The sequence below is a fragment of the Tepidicella xavieri genome (assembly GCF_004363315.1).
Classification (GTDB): domain Bacteria; phylum Pseudomonadota; class Gammaproteobacteria; order Burkholderiales; family Burkholderiaceae_C; genus Tepidicella; species Tepidicella xavieri.
On sequence record NZ_SNYL01000006.1, the window covers coordinates 125,181 to 144,165 of the forward strand.

Sequence of the window (18,985 nt, forward strand, 5' to 3'; positions counted from 1 at the left end):
GCGGCTAAAAACGGCTGCTAGGCCACCGTCAGTGGCAGGTATTGCCAACCCCGGTACAGCGGATTGCCGTTGCGCCTAGGCTCTCCAGCCAGACGCAGACCGGGCCAATGCTGGGCCAGCAGGCGCAGCACGGTCTGCCCCTCCAACTGAGTGAGCCAAGCACCCAGGCACACGTGGGGGCCGCTGCCGAACGACAGGGCGCCGGGCTGTGGGCGCTCGATGTCGAGCCGGTCCGGGCAGGCGTGGCGTTCGGGATCGCGGTTGGCCGAGCCGATCAAGGGCAAGACCAAATCCCCCCTCTCTATCGTCTGCCCGTGCCAGTGCAGCGTGCAGGTGGCGCGGCGGCCGGTCCATTGCACCGGGCTGTCGTAACGCAACAGTTCGCGCACCGCCGAGGCGGCCAGATCGGGGCGTTCACACAGGCGCTGCCACTGCTCGGGATGGCTCAACAGCGCGTGGACGGCGTTGCCCAGGAGATTCCGGGTGGTCTCGTACCCGGCAAACAGCAACATGGCGCATTGGGCCAGGAGTTCTGCGCCGGCGGCCACATCGCCGCGGGCTTCGGCTTGAAGCAGCAGGCTGGCCAGATCGTTTTGCGGATGGCGGCGGCGCTGGGGCAGGAGATCGCGCTCGAAGTAGTCGCACATTTGCAACAGGCTGCGCTGCGCAGGGCGGATGTGGTGCGGCTGCGGGGCATGGGCGCCGATGAACACGGCCAAGTCCTCACACCAGCGCATGAAATCGTCGCTCATGGAATCGGGGGCACCCAACAGCCGGGTGATGACGCGGGCGGGCACGGGGCGGGCCACGGCGGCCATGAAGTCGAACGTTCCGGCATCCGCGTGGGCCTGCATGTGGGCACGCAACAGGCTTTCGAGCCAAGGTTGCAAGGGGGCCAATGCCTCGGGCCGAAAGGCCGCCTGCAGCACACGGCGCAGCCGGGTGTGATCGGGCGCATCCAGAAACAGCATGGCCCGGGCGAACAGGCGCTGGAAAGGCAGGAATTCGCTGCGCTGCCCTTCGGCAGCCGCCATCACCCAGCCGCCGGTCCGCTGGGCGGAGAGGCGGGGATCGCGCAAGGCCGCTTCCACGTCGGCATGGCGGGTCAGCAGCCAGGCCCCGCCGAAGAAAGCGTCGCTCCACAGCAGTGGCCCTTGCGAGCGCCACAAGGCGTAAGTGGGATAGGGGTGCTCGGCAAAGTCTGGCCGCAAAGCGGCAGCCTGCGCCACGCGGGGCGGCGCTTCCAGGGTGGCGCTCATGCCGTCTGGGCAGGGGGCACGGACTGCACGGCAGGCTGCTCGCCCTGGGGCTTGAGGCCGAGGCGCTGGAACAGGCGCTGATCGCGCTGGGCTTGCGGGTTGGCGGTGGTCAACAGGCGGTCGCCGTAAAAAATGGAATTGGCGCCGGCCATGAAGCACAGGACTTGCAAGGCTTCGTCCATCTGCTCGCGCCCGGCCGACAGGCGCACCATGGTGGTGGGCATGGTGATTCGGGCCACCGCGATGGTGCGCACGAATTCGAAGGGGTCGATCGGCTCGGCGTCGGCCAGCGGCGTGCCGGGCACCGCCACCAAATGGTTGATGGGGACCGACTCGGGATAGGGGTCCAGATTGGCCAACTGAGCGATCAAGGCAGCGCGCTGCGTGCGCGTCTCACCCATGCCGACGATGCCTCCGCAGCACACGTGGATACCCGCCTGACGCACGTGCTGCAAGGTGTCGAGACGGTCTTGGTAGGTGCGGGTGCTGATGATGGCGCCGTAGTGATCGGGCGACGTGTCCAGATTGTGGTTGTAGTAGTCCAACCCGGCCTGCTTGAGCTGCTGGGCTTGCTCGGCATCCAGCATGCCCAGCGTCATGCAGGTTTCCAGCCCCAGGGCACGCACCCCCTCGATCATGGCGGTGATGTGCGGCATGTCGCGCTCCTTGGGGCTGCGCCAGGCCGCCCCCATGCAAAAACGGGTGGCGCCTTGCGCTTTGGCGGCCCGGGCGGCTTCGAGCACCTCGTCCACCGCCATCAGCTTGCTGGCCGGCAGGCCGGTGTCGAAATGGGCCGATTGGGGGCAGTACCCACAGTCTTCGGCACACCCGCCGGTTTTGATGGACAGCAGGGTGGACAGTTGCACTTCATTGGCATCGAAGTGCGCCCGATGCACCTGCTGGGCGCGATAGAGCAGGTCCATGAAGGGCAGTTCGTACAGGGCCTCGACGGCCGCCGTGGTCCAGCGGGTTTCGGGCACCCCCACGTTGGCGCGGCGCAGTTGGTCCAGAGGAATGGAGGCGACAGTGGTCATGACACAGTACGGGTAAAAGGTTGAGACAGGCCGGACATGGCCCACAGGCCGGCGAGCACCTCGCTGTCCAGATGCGGGGCCACGGCCTGCGCGGTGGCCTCGGGCAGCCGGGGCACCACGCCCAGGCACGGAACCCTGAAGCGGCGCTGGAACTCGTGCTCCAGCGTGGCGATATTGTCGGACAAATGCAGCATGGCCGGATCGACGGTATTGCCCACCCAGGCCGCCAGGCGCAACCCCCGGGCGGCCATGGCCTCGGCCGTCAGGATGGCGTGGTTGATGCACCCCAGCCTCAGCCCCACGACGAGCACCATGGGCAATCCCAGGTCGCGCATCAGGTCGGCGCTGTCCCAGTCTTCGCCCAAGGGCACGCACAGGCCACCAGCGCCTTCGGCCACGATCCAGTCGGCCTGCTGGGCCAGGTCCAGCGCCCCTTGGCGCAAGGCCGCGCGATCGATAGAGCGCCCCTCGGCCCGCGCGGCCAGATGGGGCGCGCAGGCTTGGCGCAATTGACAGGGCCCCACCTGCTGCGGGCTCACAGTCGCGGAACTGGCGGCCCACAGGGTCTGCACGTCGTCGTTGACCCATTGGCCATCGATCCACTCCATGCCCGATGCCACGGGTTTGTAGCCCGCCACCCGCCAGCCGGCCTGGGCCGTGCGGTGCAACAGGCCCGCGGCTATGCGGGTCTTGCCGATTTCGGTATCGGTACCGGTGACGAAACAACCTTTCATGCGGATGCGCTTTCTGCGGATAAGGTATGACTGGCCTGCTGCAATGCGTCGAGTAAGCGCTGGACATCGCCCGGCCCATGGGCTGCGCTGAAGGTCACGCGCAGACGCGCCGTGCCCGGTGGCACGGTCGGCGGCCGAATGGCGCCCACGTAACAGCCCTGCGCCTGCAAGGCGGCCTGCCAGGCCAGCGCCTGGGCATTGTCTCCCACGATCAGCGGCTGAATGGGGGTGCTCGATGGCACCGGGCGCGGCGCTGGGGTCCCCCATTCGATGGCGTCCAGTCCACGGCGCCATTGGGTGAGCAACGCCTGCACATGCAAGCGGCGGCGCTGCCCCTCCTCGCCCTCGGTCAGGCGCAGCGCCACCTCCAGCGCATGGGCCAAGGCCGGCGGCATGGCCGTGGTGTAGATGTAGGGCCGCGCGGTTTGCAACAGCCACTCCACCACCAAAGGCGGCGCCGCCACGAATGCCCCGCCCACCCCCACGGCCTTGCCCAGGGTGCCCATGTAAATCAAGCGCGTGCTGCGCAAGCCAAAATGCGCCAGACTGCCATGGCCTTGCGGCCCCAGCACCCCCAGCCCATGGGCGTCATCCACGACCAGATAGGCATCGTGGCGTTCGGCCAGCCGCAGCAGGGCCGGCAGATCGGCGATGTCGCCGTCCATGCTGAACACCGCGTCGGTGACGATGAGCTTGATGGGCGACTCGCACGCCGCCAGCAGGCGCTCCAAGGCGTCCAGCCGCCCGTGGGGATAGCGCTGCCAGCGTGCTCGGGACTTGGCTTGGGCCAGCCACGCGCCATCGATGAGCGAAGCGTGATTGAGCTTGTCGAGCAACAAGGTCGTGTGCTCGTTCGCCAAGGCGCTCATCAAGGCCAGATTGGCGCTGTAGCCGCTGGAAAACAGCAACGCCTGGGCATCCGGGATGTGGGGCTCAAACCAGCGCGCGAGCAGGGCTTCGACGCTGGCATGCGCCGCGCTGTGCCCACTGACCAGGTGCGAGGCGCCACTGCCCACCCCCCAGCGCTGCGCCCCTTCTGCCAGGGCGCGGATCAGATCCGGGTGACTGGCCAGGCCCAGGTAGTCATTGCTGCAAAAGCCCAACAGTTCGCCCTGCCCCTGCCAATCTTGCGCTGGCTGGCAAGGGGTGAGCACGGTGCGGCGGCGCCGGCGCTGGGCCGTCGCATCCAGCTCATGCAAACGCTGGCGGATGTGCTCGATCAGCATCGCGGTGGTGCAGGGTTTCGGTCAACGTGGCCGTGAGGGCCTGGGCGAGCCAGCGGGACAGGGCTTCGTCCAGCAGATATGGCGGCATCAGGTACACGGTGCGGCCAATCGGACGAATCAGCAATTCATGCCGCCGCCCGATGTGGTGAAACGTCTCGGCAAAGCGGCTGCCCACGGCGTCGGCGCGCACGTCAAACGCCCAAATCATGCCGCAACGGCGAGGATGCTCCACCACCGGATGCCGCATCAGCGGGGCCAGTGCGGCGTCCAGCCGCTCGGCCTCGATGTCGTTGCGCGTCAGCACATCGGCTTGGGCAAAACGGTCCAGCACGGCCAGGGCAGCCCGGCAGGCCAGCGCATTGCCGGTGTACGAGTGGGAGTGCAAGAAACCCCAGGCCACGTCTTCGCTCAGGAAGGCGCGGTACACCTCGTCACGGCACAGCACCAGCGACAGGGGCAAAAAGCCGCCCGTGATCCCTTTGGACAGACAGAGAAAGTCGGGCCAGATGCCCGCATGCTCGCTGGCCAAAAAACGCCCGGTCCGGCCACAGCCGACGGCGATTTCGTCGGCGATGAGATGCACGCCGAATTGGTCGCACAGGCTGCGGGCACGCCGCAGGTAGTGCGGATGGTGCATCGCCATGCCCGCTGCGCATTGCACCAGCGGCTCGACGATGACGGCCGCCACCTCCCGATGGTGCTGCGCCAACAGCGCATGGAGATCGGCCGCGGCGGCTTCGGCAGCCACTTCGGCGGCGGCTTGGCCCTCTGGCCCGGCTGGGGCCTGTCGGGCATCAGGGCTGGCGGCCCACAACACGTCTTGCAGCAGCGGCGCATAGGCTTGGCGGAAGATGGGCACGTCCGTGACCGACAGCGCACCCAGGGTTTCGCCGTGGTAGCTCTGGCGCAGGCACACGAAGCGGCGCTTGTCGGGTTGACCGTGGTTGCGCCAGTAATGGACGCTCATCTTCAGGGCAATTTCGACCGCGCTGGCCCCGTCGCTGGCGTAGAACGCATGGCCCAGTTCGCCGCCCGTCAGGGCGCTGAGCCGCTCGGCCAGCTCGATGGCGGGGGCATGCGTGCAACCGGCCAACATCACATGGGGCAGTTCGTCGAGCTGCTGCTTGATGGCCGCGGCAATGGCCGGATCGGCATGGCCGAACAGGTTGACCCACCAACTGCTGATGGCGTCGAAATAGCGGCGCCCCTCCTGGTCGTAAAGCCACGGCCCCTGGGCGCGGGCAATGGGCAGCGGCGGCACTTGGGCGGCCCGCTGCATCTGGGTGCATGGGTGCCAGACACTGGCGAGGCTGCGGCGCTGCCACTGGGCGTTGGCGCCGGAAGATGGCATGGATGGCATGGTATGGTATGGGTATGCAAGGCGTCGGCCTGGGCCAGGCCCATCAAGACAAAGCGGCGATGACTTCAGGCGGGGCCTGCACCAGTTCGATCAGCACTCCCTCGCCTGCAATCGGAAACTCCTCACTGGCCTTGGGATGGAGAAAGCAGATATCGTAACCCGCCGCCCCTGGGCGGATGCCGCCGGGGGCAAAGCGCACGCCCTGCGTCGTGAGCCATTCGACCGCCTTGGGCAAGTCGTCCACCCACAGGCCGATGTGGTTCAGCGGCGTGGCATGCACCGCGGGTTTTTTCTCCGGGTCCAGCGGCTGCATCAGGTCCACCTCCACCTTGTGCGGCCCGTGACCGATGGCGCAGATGTCCTCATCGACGTTTTCGCGCTCGCTGCGGAATGTGCCCGTGACTTGCAGCCCCAGCATGTCCACCCACAACTGGCGCAGCCGCATTTTGTCCGCCCCGCCGATGGCGATTTGCTGGACACCCAGGACTTTGAACGGTCGCACGCGGCTTGTCATTGCTCGAACTCCACGATGGGCTGGTCCACGACCAGCGACTCGCCTTTGCTGGCCAGCACCTTGGCCACCACGCCGTCGGCGCTGGCAAAGAGCACGTTCTCCATTTTCATGGCCTCGATCACGGCCACCCGCTCGCCAGCCTGCACGCGCTGGCCGGGCTGCACGGCCACGTCCACCAACAGGCCCGGCATGGGCGAGAGCACGTAGCGGCTCATGTCCGGCGGGGCCTTGAAGGGCATGAGGCGATGCAGTTCCGCCATGCGGGGCGAAACGACCATGGCCTCCAGCCGGGTGCCGTTGTGTTGGACCACCAGCGCCAGCGGATTCTTGGCCGAGCCGCGCTCCATCTGGGCGGTGAAGGGCTGGCCGTTGACTTCGCCGGTGATGACGATGTCGTTCAGGCGCGACGCAGAGGTGATCTTGTAGCGCCGCGCCGCCTCGCCCTGCCCCACCAGCACGCTGGCGTAACCGGTTTCTCCCACGAATTCATCCACATGCACCGGGGTGTAGCGGTGCTGGCCATCGGCCGCCAGGGCAATGACGGTGTAGTCCTTGCCCACCTTGACGCCGTAGCCGGGCAACTGGCCGCTGAGGCCCGTGGCGCGCTCGCGGCTCTTGCGGCGCACGAAGGCGGCCAGGGCGATCAGGAAGTCGGGATCGTCGTGGGGCACGTCCTCGGGCCGGAAACCGCTGCCATAGTGCTGCGCGATGAACCCAGTGTTGAACTGGCCCGAGACAAAATCAGGATGCGCCAGCAGCGCCGACTGGAAGGGAATGTTGCTGTGAATGCCGCGGATGACGAAGCCGTTGAGCGCCTCGCGCATCTTGGCAATCGCGTCCAGGCGGTCCTTGCCGTGCACGATGAGCTTGGCGATCATCGAGTCGTAGTACATCGGGATCTCGCCGCCCTCGAACACCCCGGTGTCGACCCGCACGCCGTAGCGGTGCGCGGTATCCGCCTGCCACATGGTCTCGGTCGGCGGCTTGAAGTGCACCAACCGGCCCGTGGAGGGCAAAAAGTTGCGCAGCGGGTCTTCGGCGTTGATGCGGCACTCGATGGCCCAGCCTTCGCGCTTGACGTCGGCTTGCGTCAGGGGCAGCTTTTCGCCAGCGGCCACGCGGATCATGAGCTCCACCAGGTCCAGCCCCGTGATGCATTCGGTAACCGGGTGCTCCACCTGCAGCCGGGTGTTCATTTCCAGGAAATAGAAATCCTGGTTTTTGCCGACGACGAACTCCACCGTGCCGGCGCTCTGGTACTGCACCGCTTTGGCCAAGGCCACGGCCTGCTCGCCCATCGCCTTGCGGGTGGCCTCGCTGATGAAGGGGCTGGGCGCCTCCTCGATCACCTTTTGGTGGCGGCGCTGGATGGAGCATTCGCGTTCGTTGAGGTAGATGACGTTGCCATGCGCGTCGCCCAGCACCTGGATTTCGATGTGGCGCGGCTGCTCGACGAACTTCTCGATGAAGACGCGGTCGTCGCCGAAGCTGTTGCGCGCCTCGTTGCGGCAGGAGGTGAAGCCCTCCAGCGCCTCCTTGTCGTTGAAGGCCACGCGCAGGCCCTTGCCGCCGCCGCCGGCGCTGGCCTTGATCATCACGGGGTAGCCGATGCCGCGCGCAATCTCCACCGCCTGCTCGGCCGACTCGATCGGGTCGTTCCAGCCGGGGATGGTGCTCACGCCGGCCTCTTTGGCGAGCTTCTTGGAGGCGATCTTGTCGCCCATGGCCGCGATGCTGTGGTGCTTCGGGCCGATGAAGACGAGGCCCTCGGCCTCGACACGGCGGGCAAAGTCCTCGTTCTCGGACAGGAAGCCGTAACCGGGGTGAATGGCCTCGGCGCCAGTGGCCTTGGCCGCGGCGAGGATCTTGTCGGCCACGAGGTAGCTCTCGCGGCTGGGCGCGGGGCCCAGCAGCACCGCCTCGTCGGCCAGGCGCACGTGGCGCGCCTCGCGGTCGGCCTCGGAATAGACGGCCACGGTGGCAATGCCCATCTTGCGGGCGGTGGCGATGACGCGGCAGGCGATTTCACCCCGATTCGCGATCAATATCTTTTTAAACATAAATCTTCTCCATCGGGGTGCAATCGCCTGCGCACGCTGCGCGTGCCATGCCATTTAGCTTCGCTGCTGCGCCGCTATGCGGCTGGTCACCGCGGTTGGCAATCAGGATTTTCTTGAACATGTGGAACTCCTGGGACGCGGATTACAGAGGAATGTTGCCGTGCTTGCGCCACGGGTTTTCGATCTTTTTGTCCTTGAGCATGACCAGGCTGCGGCAGATGCGCTTGCGCGTTTCGTGCGGCAGGATGACGTCGTCGATGAAGCCGCGGGCGCCGGCCACGAAGGGGTTGGCAAAGCGCGCCTTGTATTCGGCTTCGCGCTGGGCCAGCTTGGCCGGATCTTTCTTTTCTTCGCGGAAGATGATCTCCACCGCGCCTTTGGCGCCCATCACCGCGATTTCGGCATTGGGCCAGGCAAAGTTCACGTCACCGCGCAGGTGCTTGGAAGCCATCACGTCGTACGCACCGCCATAGGCCTTGCGGGTAATGACCGTGATCTTGGGCACCGTGCACTCGGCGTAGGCGTAGAGCAGCTTGGCGCCGTGCTTGATGATGCCGCCGTACTCCTGGCTGGTGCCAGGCATGAAGCCGGGCACATCGACGAAGGTGATGACCGGGATGTTGAAGGCATCGCAGAAACGCACGAAGCGTGCGGCTTTGATGCTGCTTTTGATGTCGAGGCACCCCGCCAGTACCAGCGGCTGGTTGGCCACGATGCCCACGGTCTGCCCGTCCATGCGGGCAAAGCCCACGATGATGTTCTTGGCGTAGTCGGGCTGGATCTCGAAGAAGTCGCCGTCATCCACCGTCTTGAGGATGAGCTCCTTCATGTCGTAGGGCTTGTTGGGGTTGTCGGGCACCAACGTGTCCAGGCTCAGCTCGGCGCGGTCGATCGGGTCGCCGCTGGGGCGCACCGGCGCTTTTTCGCGGTTGTTCAGCGGCAGATAGTTGAACAAGCGGCGCAGCATGAGCAACGCTTCCACGTCGTTGTCGAACGCGCCATCGGCCACGCCGCTTTTGGTGGTGTGGGTGATGGCGCCGCCCAGTTCTTCGGCGGTGACCTCCTCGTGCGTCACGGTCTTGACCACCTCCGGGCCGGTGACGAACATGTAGGAGCTGTCCTTGACCATGAAGATGAAGTCCGTCATGGCCGGCGAATACACCGCGCCACCTGCGCATGGCCCCATGATGAGGCTGATTTGCGGAATCACCCCGCTGGCCATGACGTTGCGCTGAAACACCTCGGCATAGCCGCCCAGCGACGCCACGCCCTCCTGGATGCGCGCGCCACCGGAGTCGTTCAGGCCAATGACCGGCGCGCCCACCTTCATCGCCTGGTCCATGATCTTGCAGATCTTCTCGGCATGCGCTTCGGAGAGCGCGCCGCCGAACACCGTGAAGTCCTGGCTGAAGACGAACACCAGGCGGCCGTTGATCATGCCGTAGCCGGTGACCACGCCGTCGCCCGGGATTTTGTTGTCGGCCATGCCGAAGTCGGTGCAGCGGTGCTCGACGAACATGTCCCATTCCTCGAAGGTGCCCTCGTCGAGCAGCACCTCGATGCGCTCGCGCGCGGTGAGCTTGCCCTTGGCGTGCTGGGCGTCGATGCGCTTGGGGCCGCCGCCCAGACGCGCGGCGGCGCGCTTTTGTTCGAGCTGTTGAAGGATTTCTTGCATGAAGGCTCTCCGGTGTTTAAGCGTGACGAAGTCGGTAACGGTGCAGGTGTAGGGCGGCGGCGCGAATGCTGATGCCATCGCGCCCCCAGAGCTTGCGGTTGTTGGAGAGGTGGCGCAGCCAGGCCAGCCGGCTCGTGGCCACGGCCAGCGCGCGTTGCACCTCGGGGCTTTCCTGGGGTAGCAAAGCGTCGAGTTGCTCGTCGATCCAACGATGCGGGACGTCGAGCAACCACAGCGAAGACTGAAAAAAAGCGAGCCAGTCCCGGGCCTGGGCGTCGGTGAGGCTCATCACCTCCAGCGGGTCGTCCTCGAAATCGATGGCCCCGACGCCCTGTGGCAGCACGATCAGATTGCGGGCGAAGCACTGGCTGAAATACGCCCCGGCCCGGTGGGCATCCAGCAAGTACTGCGCGCAGCGCCACCAGGCGCGTCGGGCCGCTTCGCCGCCCTGGCCCATCTGGCGGACCAGATTGTCGCTGCCCAGGTCCTCCATGACGAAGTAGTCTTCGGCCACGTGCAGCACCTGCGGCACCCGCACGCCAGCGGCGGCCAGATCGCGCAAGCGCCGCACCTCCACCGCCTGGGCCAAGTGCCCGCCATGAACCGGCACCGCCTTCAGGCAGGGCACCCCAGCCAAGGTGGCCAGCCCATTGAGCACGCGATGCGCCCACGGCCCACGCAGAGGGCGCTGCCCCTTGACCACCACCGGCCCCTCGGGCAAATCGAAATGTTCGACCCGGTTGCGGCGCCAGCCTGCCGACGACTCGATGACCTCCAACGATCGCGCGCTCAGCATGCCTGCTCCTGAGCGCGGAGAAACACCGCCAGCAATTCCCGCGCAGCCGCCGAAGGCACTTGCCGCCCCTGCAACACGGCATCGGAAAGCGCGGGCAGCTTTTGGCGCACGGCCGCGTGCTGGCGGAAGGCCTCGCGCAGCCCGGCATCGATGCGCTCCCACATCCAGGCCCGCGCCTGCTGCTGGCGCTTGTGCTGCCAGCGCCCGCTGTCTTGTTGCAAGCGCGAGAAAGTCTGCACCTGGGCCCAGAAATCCGCCACGCCCTGCCCGCGCAAGGCGCTGATGCGGATCACTTGCGGGTGCCAGATGCGCTCGTCATGGTGCATGTGCTCCGGATGGCCATGCAGGCCCAGCAAGCGCAGGCTCGACGTGATCTGGGCCTGAGCGCGGGTCGCTGCATCGGGGTCCAGGTCGGCCTTGTTGATGACCACCAGATCGGCCAGTTCCATCACCCCTTTTTTGATGGCCTGCAAATCGTCCCCGGCATTGGGCAGTTGCAGCAGGCAAAACATGTCGGTCATGCCGTGAACGGCCGTCTCGCTCTGGCCCACGCCCACGGTCTCGACGATCACCACATCGTAGCCGGCGGCCTCGCACACCAGCATGGCTTCGCGGGTTTTCTCGGCCACGCCGCCCAGGGTGCCGCTGCTGGGGCTGGGGCGAATGTAGGCGCGCTCGTGCACCGAGAGCCGCTCCATGCGCGTCTTGTCGCCCAGAATGGAGCCGCCCGAGACGCTGCTGGACGGGTCCACCGCCAGCACCGCCACCCGGTGGCCCTGCCCGATCAGGTACAGGCCCAGCGCCTCGATGAAGGTGCTTTTGCCCACGCCCGGCACGCCGCTGATGCCCAGCCGCAGCGCCCGGCCGGTGTGGGGCAACAGCGCCGTCAGCAGCTCGTCGGCCTGGGCCCGGTGATCGGCCCGGGTGGATTCGAGCAGCGTGATGGCCTTGGCCATGGCACGCCGCTGGGCCATGGCCTGCCCATCGACGATGCCTTGCGCGAGCGCCTGCGGACTCAAGCGACGACCTTCCTGATCTGCTCCAGCACATCCTTGGCGCTGGCCGGGATGGGGGTGCCGGGGCCGTAGATGCCCTTGACGCCGGCTTCATACAGGAACTCGTAGTCCTGCCGGGGGATCACGCCGCCGACGAAGACGATGATGTCGTCGGCGCCCTGTTTTTTCAGTTCTTCGATGATGGCGGGCACCAGGGTTTTGTGGCCCGCTGCCAGCGTGGAGATGCCCACGGCATGCACGTCGTTTTCAATCGCTTGGCGGGCGCATTCTTCCGGCGTCTGAAACAGCGGCCCGATGTCCACGTCGAAACCCAGGTCGGCAAACGCGGTGGCCACCACCTTGGCGCCGCGGTCATGGCCGTCCTGGCCGAGCTTGGCGATCATCACGCGCGGGCGGCGGCCCTGCGCTTCGGCAAAGGCCGCGATTTCTTGCTTGAGTTTGTCCCAGCCTTCGGCGGAATCGTAAGCGGCAGCGTACACGCCCGTCACCTTTTGCGTATCGGCGCGGTGGCGCCCGAACACCTTTTCCAGCGCATCCGACACCTCGCCCACGGTGGCCCGCAAGCGAATGGCGCGAATGCTCAAATCCAACAGGTTACCACTGCCGCTTTCGGCGGCGGCGGTCAGGGCATCCAGGGCCTGCTGCACGGCGGCGGCATCCCGGCTGCTCCGGATCGCCTGCAAGCGGGCAATCTGCTGCTCGCGCACCTTGTGGTTGTCCACTTCCAGAATCTCGACCGGGTCCTCCTTGGCCAGCCGGTATTTGTTCACGCCGACGATGACATCCTTGCCGCTGTCGATGCGTGCCTGCTTCTCGGCGGCGCTGGCCTCGATCTTGAGCTTGGCCCAGCCGGAATCCACCGCCCGGGTCATGCCGCCCATGGCTTCCACCTCATCCAGGATGGCCTGGGCCTTGTCGGCCATGTCCTGCGTGAGCTTCTCCATCATGTAGCTGCCGGCCCAGGGGTCGATCACGTTGCAGATGTGGGTCTCTTCCTGGATGATGAGCTGCGTGTTGCGCGCGATGCGGGCGCTGAACTCGGTGGGCAGCGCAATGGCCTCGTCGAAGCTGTTGGTGTGCAGGCTCTGCGTGCCGCCAAACACGGCCGCCATGGCCTCGATGGTGGTGCGCACGATGTTGTTGTACGGGTCCTGCTCGGTGAGCGACCAGCCGCTGGTCTGGCAGTGGGTGCGCAGCATCAGGCTCTTGGGGTTCTTGGCGCCAAAGCCTTTCATGATGCGGGCCCACAGCAGCCGCGCGGCGCGCATCTTGGCGATTTCCAGGTAAAAGTTCATCCCGATCGCCCAGAAAAAGCTCAGCCGCCCGGCGAACTCATCCACGTCCAGACCCTTGGCCAGCGCCGTTTTCACGTACTCCTTGCCATCGGCCAGCGTGAAAGCCAGCTCCAGCGCCTGGTTGGCGCCGGCCTCCTGCATGTGGTAGCCGGAGATGCTGATCGAGTTGAACTTCGGCATGTGCCGCGCCGTGTACTCAATGATGTCGCCGATGATGCGCATGCTCGGCTCGGGCGGATAGATGTAGGTGTTGCGGACCATGAACTCCTTGAGGATGTCGTTCTGGATGGTGCCGCTGAGTTGGTCCTGGCGCACGCCCTGCTCTTCGGCGGCCACCACGTAGCCGGCCAGCACCGGCAACACCGCGCCGTTCATCGTCATGGAGACGCTGACCTTGTCCAGCGGGATGCCGTCGAACAGGATTTTCATGTCCTCCACGCTGTCGATGGCCACGCCGGCCTTGCCCACGTCGCCAAACACGCGGGGGTGGTCGCTGTCGTAGCCGCGGTGGGTGGCCAGGTCGAAGGCCACGCTGACCCCTTGAGCGCCAGCGGCCAGCGCCTTGCGGTAGAAGGCGTTGGACTCCTCCGCCGTGGAAAAGCCCGCGTACTGGCGGATGGTCCAGGGCCGCACCGCGTACATCGTGGCCTGCGGGCCGCGGATGAAGGGCTCGAAGCCCGGCAGCGTGTTGGTATAGGGCAGGCCCTGCAAGTCCTCGGCCGTGTACAGCGGCTTGACCACGATGCCTTCGGGGGTGTGCCAGTTCAGACTCTCCAGCGGGCGGTCTTTGAGCGATTTGGCGGCGGCTTGCTCCCAGTCGGCAAGGGTGGCGGGCTTGAACTCGGACGTCATGGAAACACCTGTGAGGGAATGGTTGGCCGGGATTCTACATCATTCATAATTATTGATGCAAAATGCAGCAAATCCTGCTTTGGGTTAACATTGCGCCCCATCATCTCGCCAAAACCGACCGCCGTCCACCATGCCCCTGACTCCGCGCGCCTTGTACGAAGAAGTGGCCGAATTGCTTCGGCAGCGCATCTTCAACCGCGAGCTGGCGCCGGGCAGTTGGATCGACGAGCTCAAAATCGCCGAAGAACTGGGGATCAGCCGCACCCCGCTGCGTGAAGCGCTGAAGGTGCTGGCCGCAGAAGGGCTGGTGACCATGAAGGTGCGCCGCGGCGCTTATGTGACCGAAGTCTCGGAGCAAGACCTGCGCGAGGTGTACGAGCTGCTGTCGCTGCTGGAGTCTGACGCGGCCGCCGTGGTGTGCGAACGCGCCAGCGATGCCGAATTGCGCGAATTGCAGGCCTTGCACCAGGAACTGGAGCAAGCCGCCGCTCCTGGCACCGGCTCGCGCGAGCGTTTCTTCGCCCTGAACGAAGCCTTCCATCTGCGCCTGCTGGACCTCGCCGGCAACCGGTGGCGCAAGCAGATGGTGACGGATCTGCGCAAGGTCATGAAGCTCAACCGCCACAGCTCGCTGTTCAAATCGGGCCGCATCGAGGAATCGCTGCGCGAGCACCGCGCCATTCTGGCCGCGCTGAGCGCGCGCCGCGCCCAAGAGGCCCGCGAAGCGGTGAAAACCCACTTCGCCAACGGGCTCGAAGCCGCGGCCTGATTGGGGCTAACCCTAGGGGGCTGGGCCGTTACCGGGCTCCTACAATGGGCCGCCGTAGGCCCATGATGACGACCACCCCGCCCCAGAGGACCACGCCCTCGACCCCGACCGCCAAACCTTGCTGGAATACCAAGCCATCCTGGAAAACGCTTGGGTGGGTATCCTTTTCACGCGCAACCAGCGCGTGCTGCACTGCAACCCCCGTTGCTCCGAAATATTCGGCTGGCCGCATGGCGAGCTCGTGGGGCAACACGGCTCGGTGTTTTACCTGAGCCAGGAAGATTACGCCAACGTGGGCCGCGCAGCCTCTCCCGTTCTGGCCCGTGGGGAACCGTTTGACCAAGAACTGCCCATGCGCCGCAAAGACGGTAGCACGGTGTTCTGCCACGTGCGGGCCAAGGCCATCAACCCCCACGACACCACGGCGGGCACCATCTGGATCGCCGAAGACATTGGCGAACGCCGACGGGCCGAAGCCGAGCTGCAAAGCCTGCTGCTGCGTCAGGAAGCGATTCTGGAAAACGCCTCCGTCGGCATCCTGTTCACGCGCAACGGGGTCATCGTGCACTGCAACCCGCGCATGGAGCAGATTTACGGCTGGCCATCGGGCAGTCTGATCGGCCGCACCAGCGACGTGTTTTTCCGCGACGCGGCCGACCGACAGGCCTTTGCCGAACGGGTGGCGCCGCTGCTGAGCCGTGGCGAGCTGGTGGATATCGAGTGGCGCAACGTGCGCCGTGATGGCTCCCCCCTGTGGAGCCGGATACTGGCCAAGGCCATCACCCCTGCAGATGGCTCGCAAGGCGCCATCTGGATCAGCGAAGACATCACCGAACGCAAAGCCGTCGAGGAGCGCCTGGCGCTGTCGCAGCGTTTGCTGGAGCAGCGGGTGCAGGAGCGCACGGCCGAGCTGGAAAAAGCCCACCAGCAGCTCGACGCCATGATCCAGTGCGCGCCGCTGGCCATCTACACGCGGGACACGCGCAACATCGTCACGAGTTGGAACCCGGCAGCCGAACGGATGTTTGGCTGGTCGGCCGCCGAAATCGTGGGGCGACAGATCCCATCGGTGCCGCCAGACCAGCTCCAGAACCACGAACAACTGCTGCGCCGGGTCTTGGGCGGCGAGACCATCATGCGTACCGAAGTCGTCCGCCAACGCCGCGATGGCCGGCGCATCTACCTCGACATGACGCTGGCGCCGATGCGCGACCGTGCCGGCTGCATCACCGGCTATCTCACCATCGCGGCCGACATCAGCGAGCGCAAAGAGGCCGAGCAACGCATCGAATTCCTGGCCTATCACGACGTGCTCACCGGACTGCCCAACCGGCTGCTGCTGCGCGACCGCGTCGATCGGGCCCTGACCCATGCCGAACGCCATGGGCAGCGGCTGGCCTTGCTGTTCATGGATCTGGACAACTTCAAGCAGGTCAACGACACCCTGGGGCACGACACGGGCGACCAGTTGCTGCAAGCCGTCACCCAGCGCATCCAGCAATGCCTGCGCGAGACCGACACCCTCAGCCGCCAAGGCGGCGACGAGTTCGTCATCCTGCTGCGCGACCTGGCCGACGAGCAAGCCGCCGTGCCGGTGCTCGACAAGCTGCTGGCGCAGATGCAGCGCCCCTTCCTGCTCGACGGGCACGAGTTGACGACGTCCGTCTCCATCGGCGTGGCACTCTACCCCGAGGACGGACGCAGCTTCGATGTCCTCATGAAAAAGGCCGACATGGCCATGTACCAGGCCAAGGAAAATGGGCGGGCCACCTACCATTTTTTCAACGAGACCATGAGCCATCGGGCCAGCGAGCACCTGGCCCTGCGCAATGGGTTGCGTCGCGCGCTCGACGCGGGCGAATTCGAGCTGCATTACCAGCCCCAGGTGGAATTGGCCAGTGGCCGCGTCATCGGGGCGGAGGCCCTGCTGCGCTGGAACGCGCCGGGCGAAGGGCTCATCATGCCCGGGCGCTTCATCCCCGTGGCCGAGGAAAGCGGCCTCATCGTCCCCATCGGTGAATGGGTGCTGATGGAAGCCTGCCGTCAGGCTCGGGCCTGGCAACAGGCCGGCTTGGCCGAGGTGTGCGTCGCCGTCAACCTGTCGGCCGTGCAGTTTCGCCGCGGCAACGTGGAGCAGTCGGTCCTGCGGGCGCTGGAGGCCACCGGGCTGCCACCCCATGCGCTGGAACTGGAGCTGACCGAATCCTTGATGATCCAGAACGTCGAGCAGGTACTGGCCACCGTGCGGCGGCTCAAGCTGCTGGGCGTCAAGCTGTCCATCGACGATTTCGGCACGGGCTACTCCAGCCTGTCATACCTCAAGCGGTTCGATGTGGACAAGCTCAAGATCGACCAGTCTTTCGTGCGCGACCTGGCCTCCGACCCCGACGATGCCGCCATCGTCCGTGCCATCGTGCAAATGGCACGCAGCCTCAATCTGAAAACGATCGCCGAAGGCGTGGAAACCGAGGACATGCGCCACATGCTGCGCGTCTTCCAGTGCGACGAGGCACAGGGCTACCTGTTCGCGCGCCCGCTGCCTGCCGACGAATTTGCCCGATTCCTCAGCGCCCAGCAGGCCCGTTGATGCCCTGCGCGACGCCCCCGCGGGCCAGGGCCGCGCGGGCCATGCGCATCACCTCACGGGGTGGCAGTGGCTTGAGGCGATGATCGCTCCAGACCTGTCGCCACAAGCGCCCGCCGCGCTGGCCGTGGTAGAGGCCCAGCATATGGCGGGCAATTGCATACCAGGGCGTGCCGTCCTCGCGGGCCTCCTGCTCCATGTACGCCACCATCGCCTCCTCCACCGCTTCGCGGGTCAGGGGCTGTGGCGGCTCGCCATAAAAGTCGGCATCCCAGGTCGTCATCGGCCAAGGATCGTAATAGGCCTGCCGGCCCAGCATCGCCCCGTCCACATGCCCCAAGTGCGTGACGATGGCCGCATGCGTCTGAATCCCGCCGTTGATGACGATGGTCAGATGGGGAAAGTCTTGCTTGAGGCGGTACACCAACTCGTAGCGCAGCGGGGGCACCTCGCGGTTTTCCTTGGGCGACAAGCCCTGGAGCCAGGCATTGCGCGCATGCACGATGAACACGCTGCAACCCGCTTCGCTGACGCAGCCCACGAAGTCGCGCACGAAATCGTAGCTCTCCACCCGGTCGATGCCGATGCGGTGCTTGACGGTCACGGGGATGCGTACCGCATCCCGCATGGCTTTGACGCCATCGGCCACCAGGTTCGGCTCGGCCATCAGGCAGGCGCCGAAAGCGCCGCGTTGCACCCGCTCGCTGGGGCAGCCACAGTTGAGGTTGATCTCGTCATAGCCCCAGGCTTCCCCCAGCCGGGCCGCCACCGCCAGCTCGCGCGGCTCGCTTCCCCCCAGTTGCAGCGCCACGGGGTGCTCCTGCGCATCCATCCGCAGATGCCGACGCACCGACCCATGCATCAACGCGCCCGTGGTCACCATCTCGGTGTACAAACGGGCGCGTCGCGTCAGCAGACGGTGGAAGTAACGGCAATGCTTGTCCGTCCAATCCAACATCGGCGCCACCGACAGGCGCCAGCCGCTGGACGGCTGGTTGTATTCTCCGATCATGGGGCGAGATTATCCCAGCCCCGATCGGCCCATGCGCGCATCAGCCCATGTGCAAGCCGCCGTTGCAGGAGAAGTCCGCGCCGGTCGTGAAGCCGGCATCGTCGCTGGCCAGCCAGGCCACGATGGAGCCGATTTCTTCCGGCCGCCCCAGGCGCTTGACGGGGATGGTGGCGATGATTTTCTCCAGAATGTCCGGGCGGATGGCGCGCACCATGTCGGTACCGATGTAGCCCGGACTGACGGTGTTGACCGTCACCCCTTTGGCCGCGAGTTCCTGCGCCAGCGCCATGGTGAAGCCGTGCATGCCCGCCTTGGCCGCCGAGTAGTTGGTTTGCCCGGCTTGGCCTTTTTCGCCATTGACGGAGGAAATCTGAATGATGCGGCCCCACCCACGCTCCACCATGTCGGGCACGACCTGCTTGGTCACGTTGAACATGGAGGTGAGGTTGGTGTTGATCACGGCGTCCCAGTCCTCACGGGTCATCTTGAGAAACATGCGGTCGCGCGTGATCCCGGCGTTGTTGACCAGCACGTCGATGGGGCCGTGCTCCTCCTTGGCTTTGGCGAATGCCGCCACGGTGGAATCCCAGTCGGCCACGTTGCCTACGCTGGCGTAGAAGGTGTAGCCCAAAGCTTTCTGCTCGTCCAGCCACTTCTGATAGTCCCGCGTCGGGCCGCAGCCGGCGATGACCTTGAAGCCGGCATTGGCCAAGCGGTGGCAGATCGCGGTACCGATACCGCCCATGCCGCCGGTGACGTAAGCAACTTTCTGACTCATGCTTCTCTCCTCTGGTGTGAT

Annotated in this window: 16 protein-coding genes; 2 read left to right on the top strand and 14 right to left on the bottom strand. The window is 66.0% G+C overall.

The window, feature by feature from the left end; genetic code table 11:
* Positions 1 to 17 precede the first annotated feature (17 nt).
* From DFR43_RS06765 to scpA, 12 genes are read right to left on the bottom strand one after another with little or no spacing between them, the layout of a single operon-like run.
* On the bottom strand, positions 18 to 1,259 hold the full coding sequence (locus DFR43_RS06765) for a cytochrome P450 (protein ID WP_133596944.1): 1,242 nt from the start codon (positions 1,257 to 1,259) through the stop codon (positions 18 to 20).
* Positions 1,256 to 2,293: a biotin synthase BioB gene (bioB, locus tag DFR43_RS06770; RefSeq protein ID WP_133596946.1), complete on the bottom strand. Its 1,038-nt coding sequence runs from the start codon at positions 2,291 to 2,293 to the stop codon at positions 1,256 to 1,258. The genes DFR43_RS06765 and bioB overlap by 4 nt, the downstream gene beginning before the upstream one ends.
* Complete coding sequence (bioD, locus tag DFR43_RS06775; protein WP_133596948.1) at positions 2,290 to 3,027, bottom strand: dethiobiotin synthase; 738 nt, start codon at positions 3,025 to 3,027, stop codon at positions 2,290 to 2,292. Before bioD ends, bioB begins: the two co-directional genes overlap by 4 nt.
* Entirely contained in the window at positions 3,024 to 4,253 is a 1,230-nt protein-coding gene (bioF, locus tag DFR43_RS06780) for an 8-amino-7-oxononanoate synthase (RefSeq protein WP_133596950.1), read from the bottom strand. The genes bioD and bioF overlap by 4 nt, the downstream gene beginning before the upstream one ends.
* Positions 4,219 to 5,613, bottom strand: a complete 1,395-nt coding sequence (gene bioA / locus DFR43_RS06785; RefSeq protein WP_133596952.1) for an adenosylmethionine--8-amino-7-oxononanoate transaminase — start codon at positions 5,611 to 5,613, stop codon at positions 4,219 to 4,221. Before bioA ends, bioF begins: the two co-directional genes overlap by 35 nt.
* Positions 5,614 to 5,656: 43 nt before the next feature.
* Positions 5,657 to 6,127 carry a VOC family protein gene (locus tag DFR43_RS06790; protein ID WP_133596954.1) on the bottom strand — a complete coding sequence of 157 codons (471 nt, stop codon included), beginning with the start codon at positions 6,125 to 6,127 and terminating at the stop codon, positions 5,657 to 5,659.
* Positions 6,124 to 8,187 carry an acetyl-CoA carboxylase biotin carboxylase subunit gene (gene accC / locus DFR43_RS06795; RefSeq protein WP_133596956.1) on the bottom strand — a complete coding sequence of 688 codons (2,064 nt, stop codon included), beginning with the start codon at positions 8,185 to 8,187 and terminating at the stop codon, positions 6,124 to 6,126. The genes DFR43_RS06790 and accC overlap by 4 nt, the downstream gene beginning before the upstream one ends.
* Positions 8,180 to 8,308, bottom strand: a complete 129-nt coding sequence (locus tag DFR43_RS13900; RefSeq protein WP_281276425.1) for a hypothetical protein — start codon at positions 8,306 to 8,308, stop codon at positions 8,180 to 8,182. The genes accC and DFR43_RS13900 overlap by 8 nt, the downstream gene beginning before the upstream one ends.
* Before the next feature lie 21 nt (positions 8,309 to 8,329).
* Positions 8,330 to 9,862 carry an acyl-CoA carboxylase subunit beta gene (locus DFR43_RS06800; protein WP_133596958.1) on the bottom strand — a complete coding sequence of 511 codons (1,533 nt, stop codon included), beginning with the start codon at positions 9,860 to 9,862 and terminating at the stop codon, positions 8,330 to 8,332.
* Between the two features lie 16 nt (positions 9,863 to 9,878).
* The gene (locus tag DFR43_RS06805) at positions 9,879 to 10,658 is read right to left on the bottom strand and encodes a BUD32 family EKC/KEOPS complex subunit (protein ID WP_133596960.1); all 780 of its coding nucleotides are present in this window, start codon (positions 10,656 to 10,658) and stop codon (positions 9,879 to 9,881) included.
* On the bottom strand, positions 10,652 to 11,677 hold the full coding sequence (gene meaB / locus DFR43_RS06810; RefSeq protein ID WP_133596962.1) for a methylmalonyl Co-A mutase-associated GTPase MeaB: 1,026 nt from the start codon (positions 11,675 to 11,677) through the stop codon (positions 10,652 to 10,654). Before meaB ends, DFR43_RS06805 begins: the two co-directional genes overlap by 7 nt.
* Positions 11,674 to 13,821: a methylmalonyl-CoA mutase gene (gene scpA, locus DFR43_RS06815; RefSeq protein WP_133596964.1), complete on the bottom strand. Its 2,148-nt coding sequence runs from the start codon at positions 13,819 to 13,821 to the stop codon at positions 11,674 to 11,676. Before scpA ends, meaB begins: the two co-directional genes overlap by 4 nt.
* 130 nt (positions 13,822 to 13,951) lie before the next feature.
* Between scpA and DFR43_RS06820 the strand changes: the two genes are divergently transcribed.
* Both DFR43_RS06820 and DFR43_RS06825 read left to right on the top strand, forming a co-directional pair.
* Positions 13,952 to 14,590, top strand: a complete 639-nt coding sequence (locus DFR43_RS06820) for a GntR family transcriptional regulator (protein ID WP_133596966.1) — start codon at positions 13,952 to 13,954, stop codon at positions 14,588 to 14,590.
* Between the two features lie 118 nt (positions 14,591 to 14,708).
* Positions 14,709 to 17,177 carry a sensor domain-containing protein gene (locus DFR43_RS06825; RefSeq protein ID WP_133596968.1) on the top strand — a complete coding sequence of 823 codons (2,469 nt, stop codon included), beginning with the start codon at positions 14,709 to 14,711 and terminating at the stop codon, positions 17,175 to 17,177.
* Here DFR43_RS06825 and dusA read toward each other — a convergent pair.
* The gene (gene dusA, locus DFR43_RS06830) at positions 17,155 to 18,186 is read right to left on the bottom strand and encodes a tRNA dihydrouridine(20/20a) synthase DusA (protein WP_133596970.1); all 1,032 of its coding nucleotides are present in this window, start codon (positions 18,184 to 18,186) and stop codon (positions 17,155 to 17,157) included. The genes DFR43_RS06825 and dusA overlap by 23 nt on opposite strands.
* A 40-nt stretch (positions 18,187 to 18,226) precedes the next feature.
* Complete coding sequence (gene phbB, locus DFR43_RS06835) at positions 18,227 to 18,964, bottom strand: acetoacetyl-CoA reductase (RefSeq protein WP_133596973.1); 738 nt, start codon at positions 18,962 to 18,964, stop codon at positions 18,227 to 18,229.
* Positions 18,965 to 18,985 lie beyond the last annotated feature (21 nt).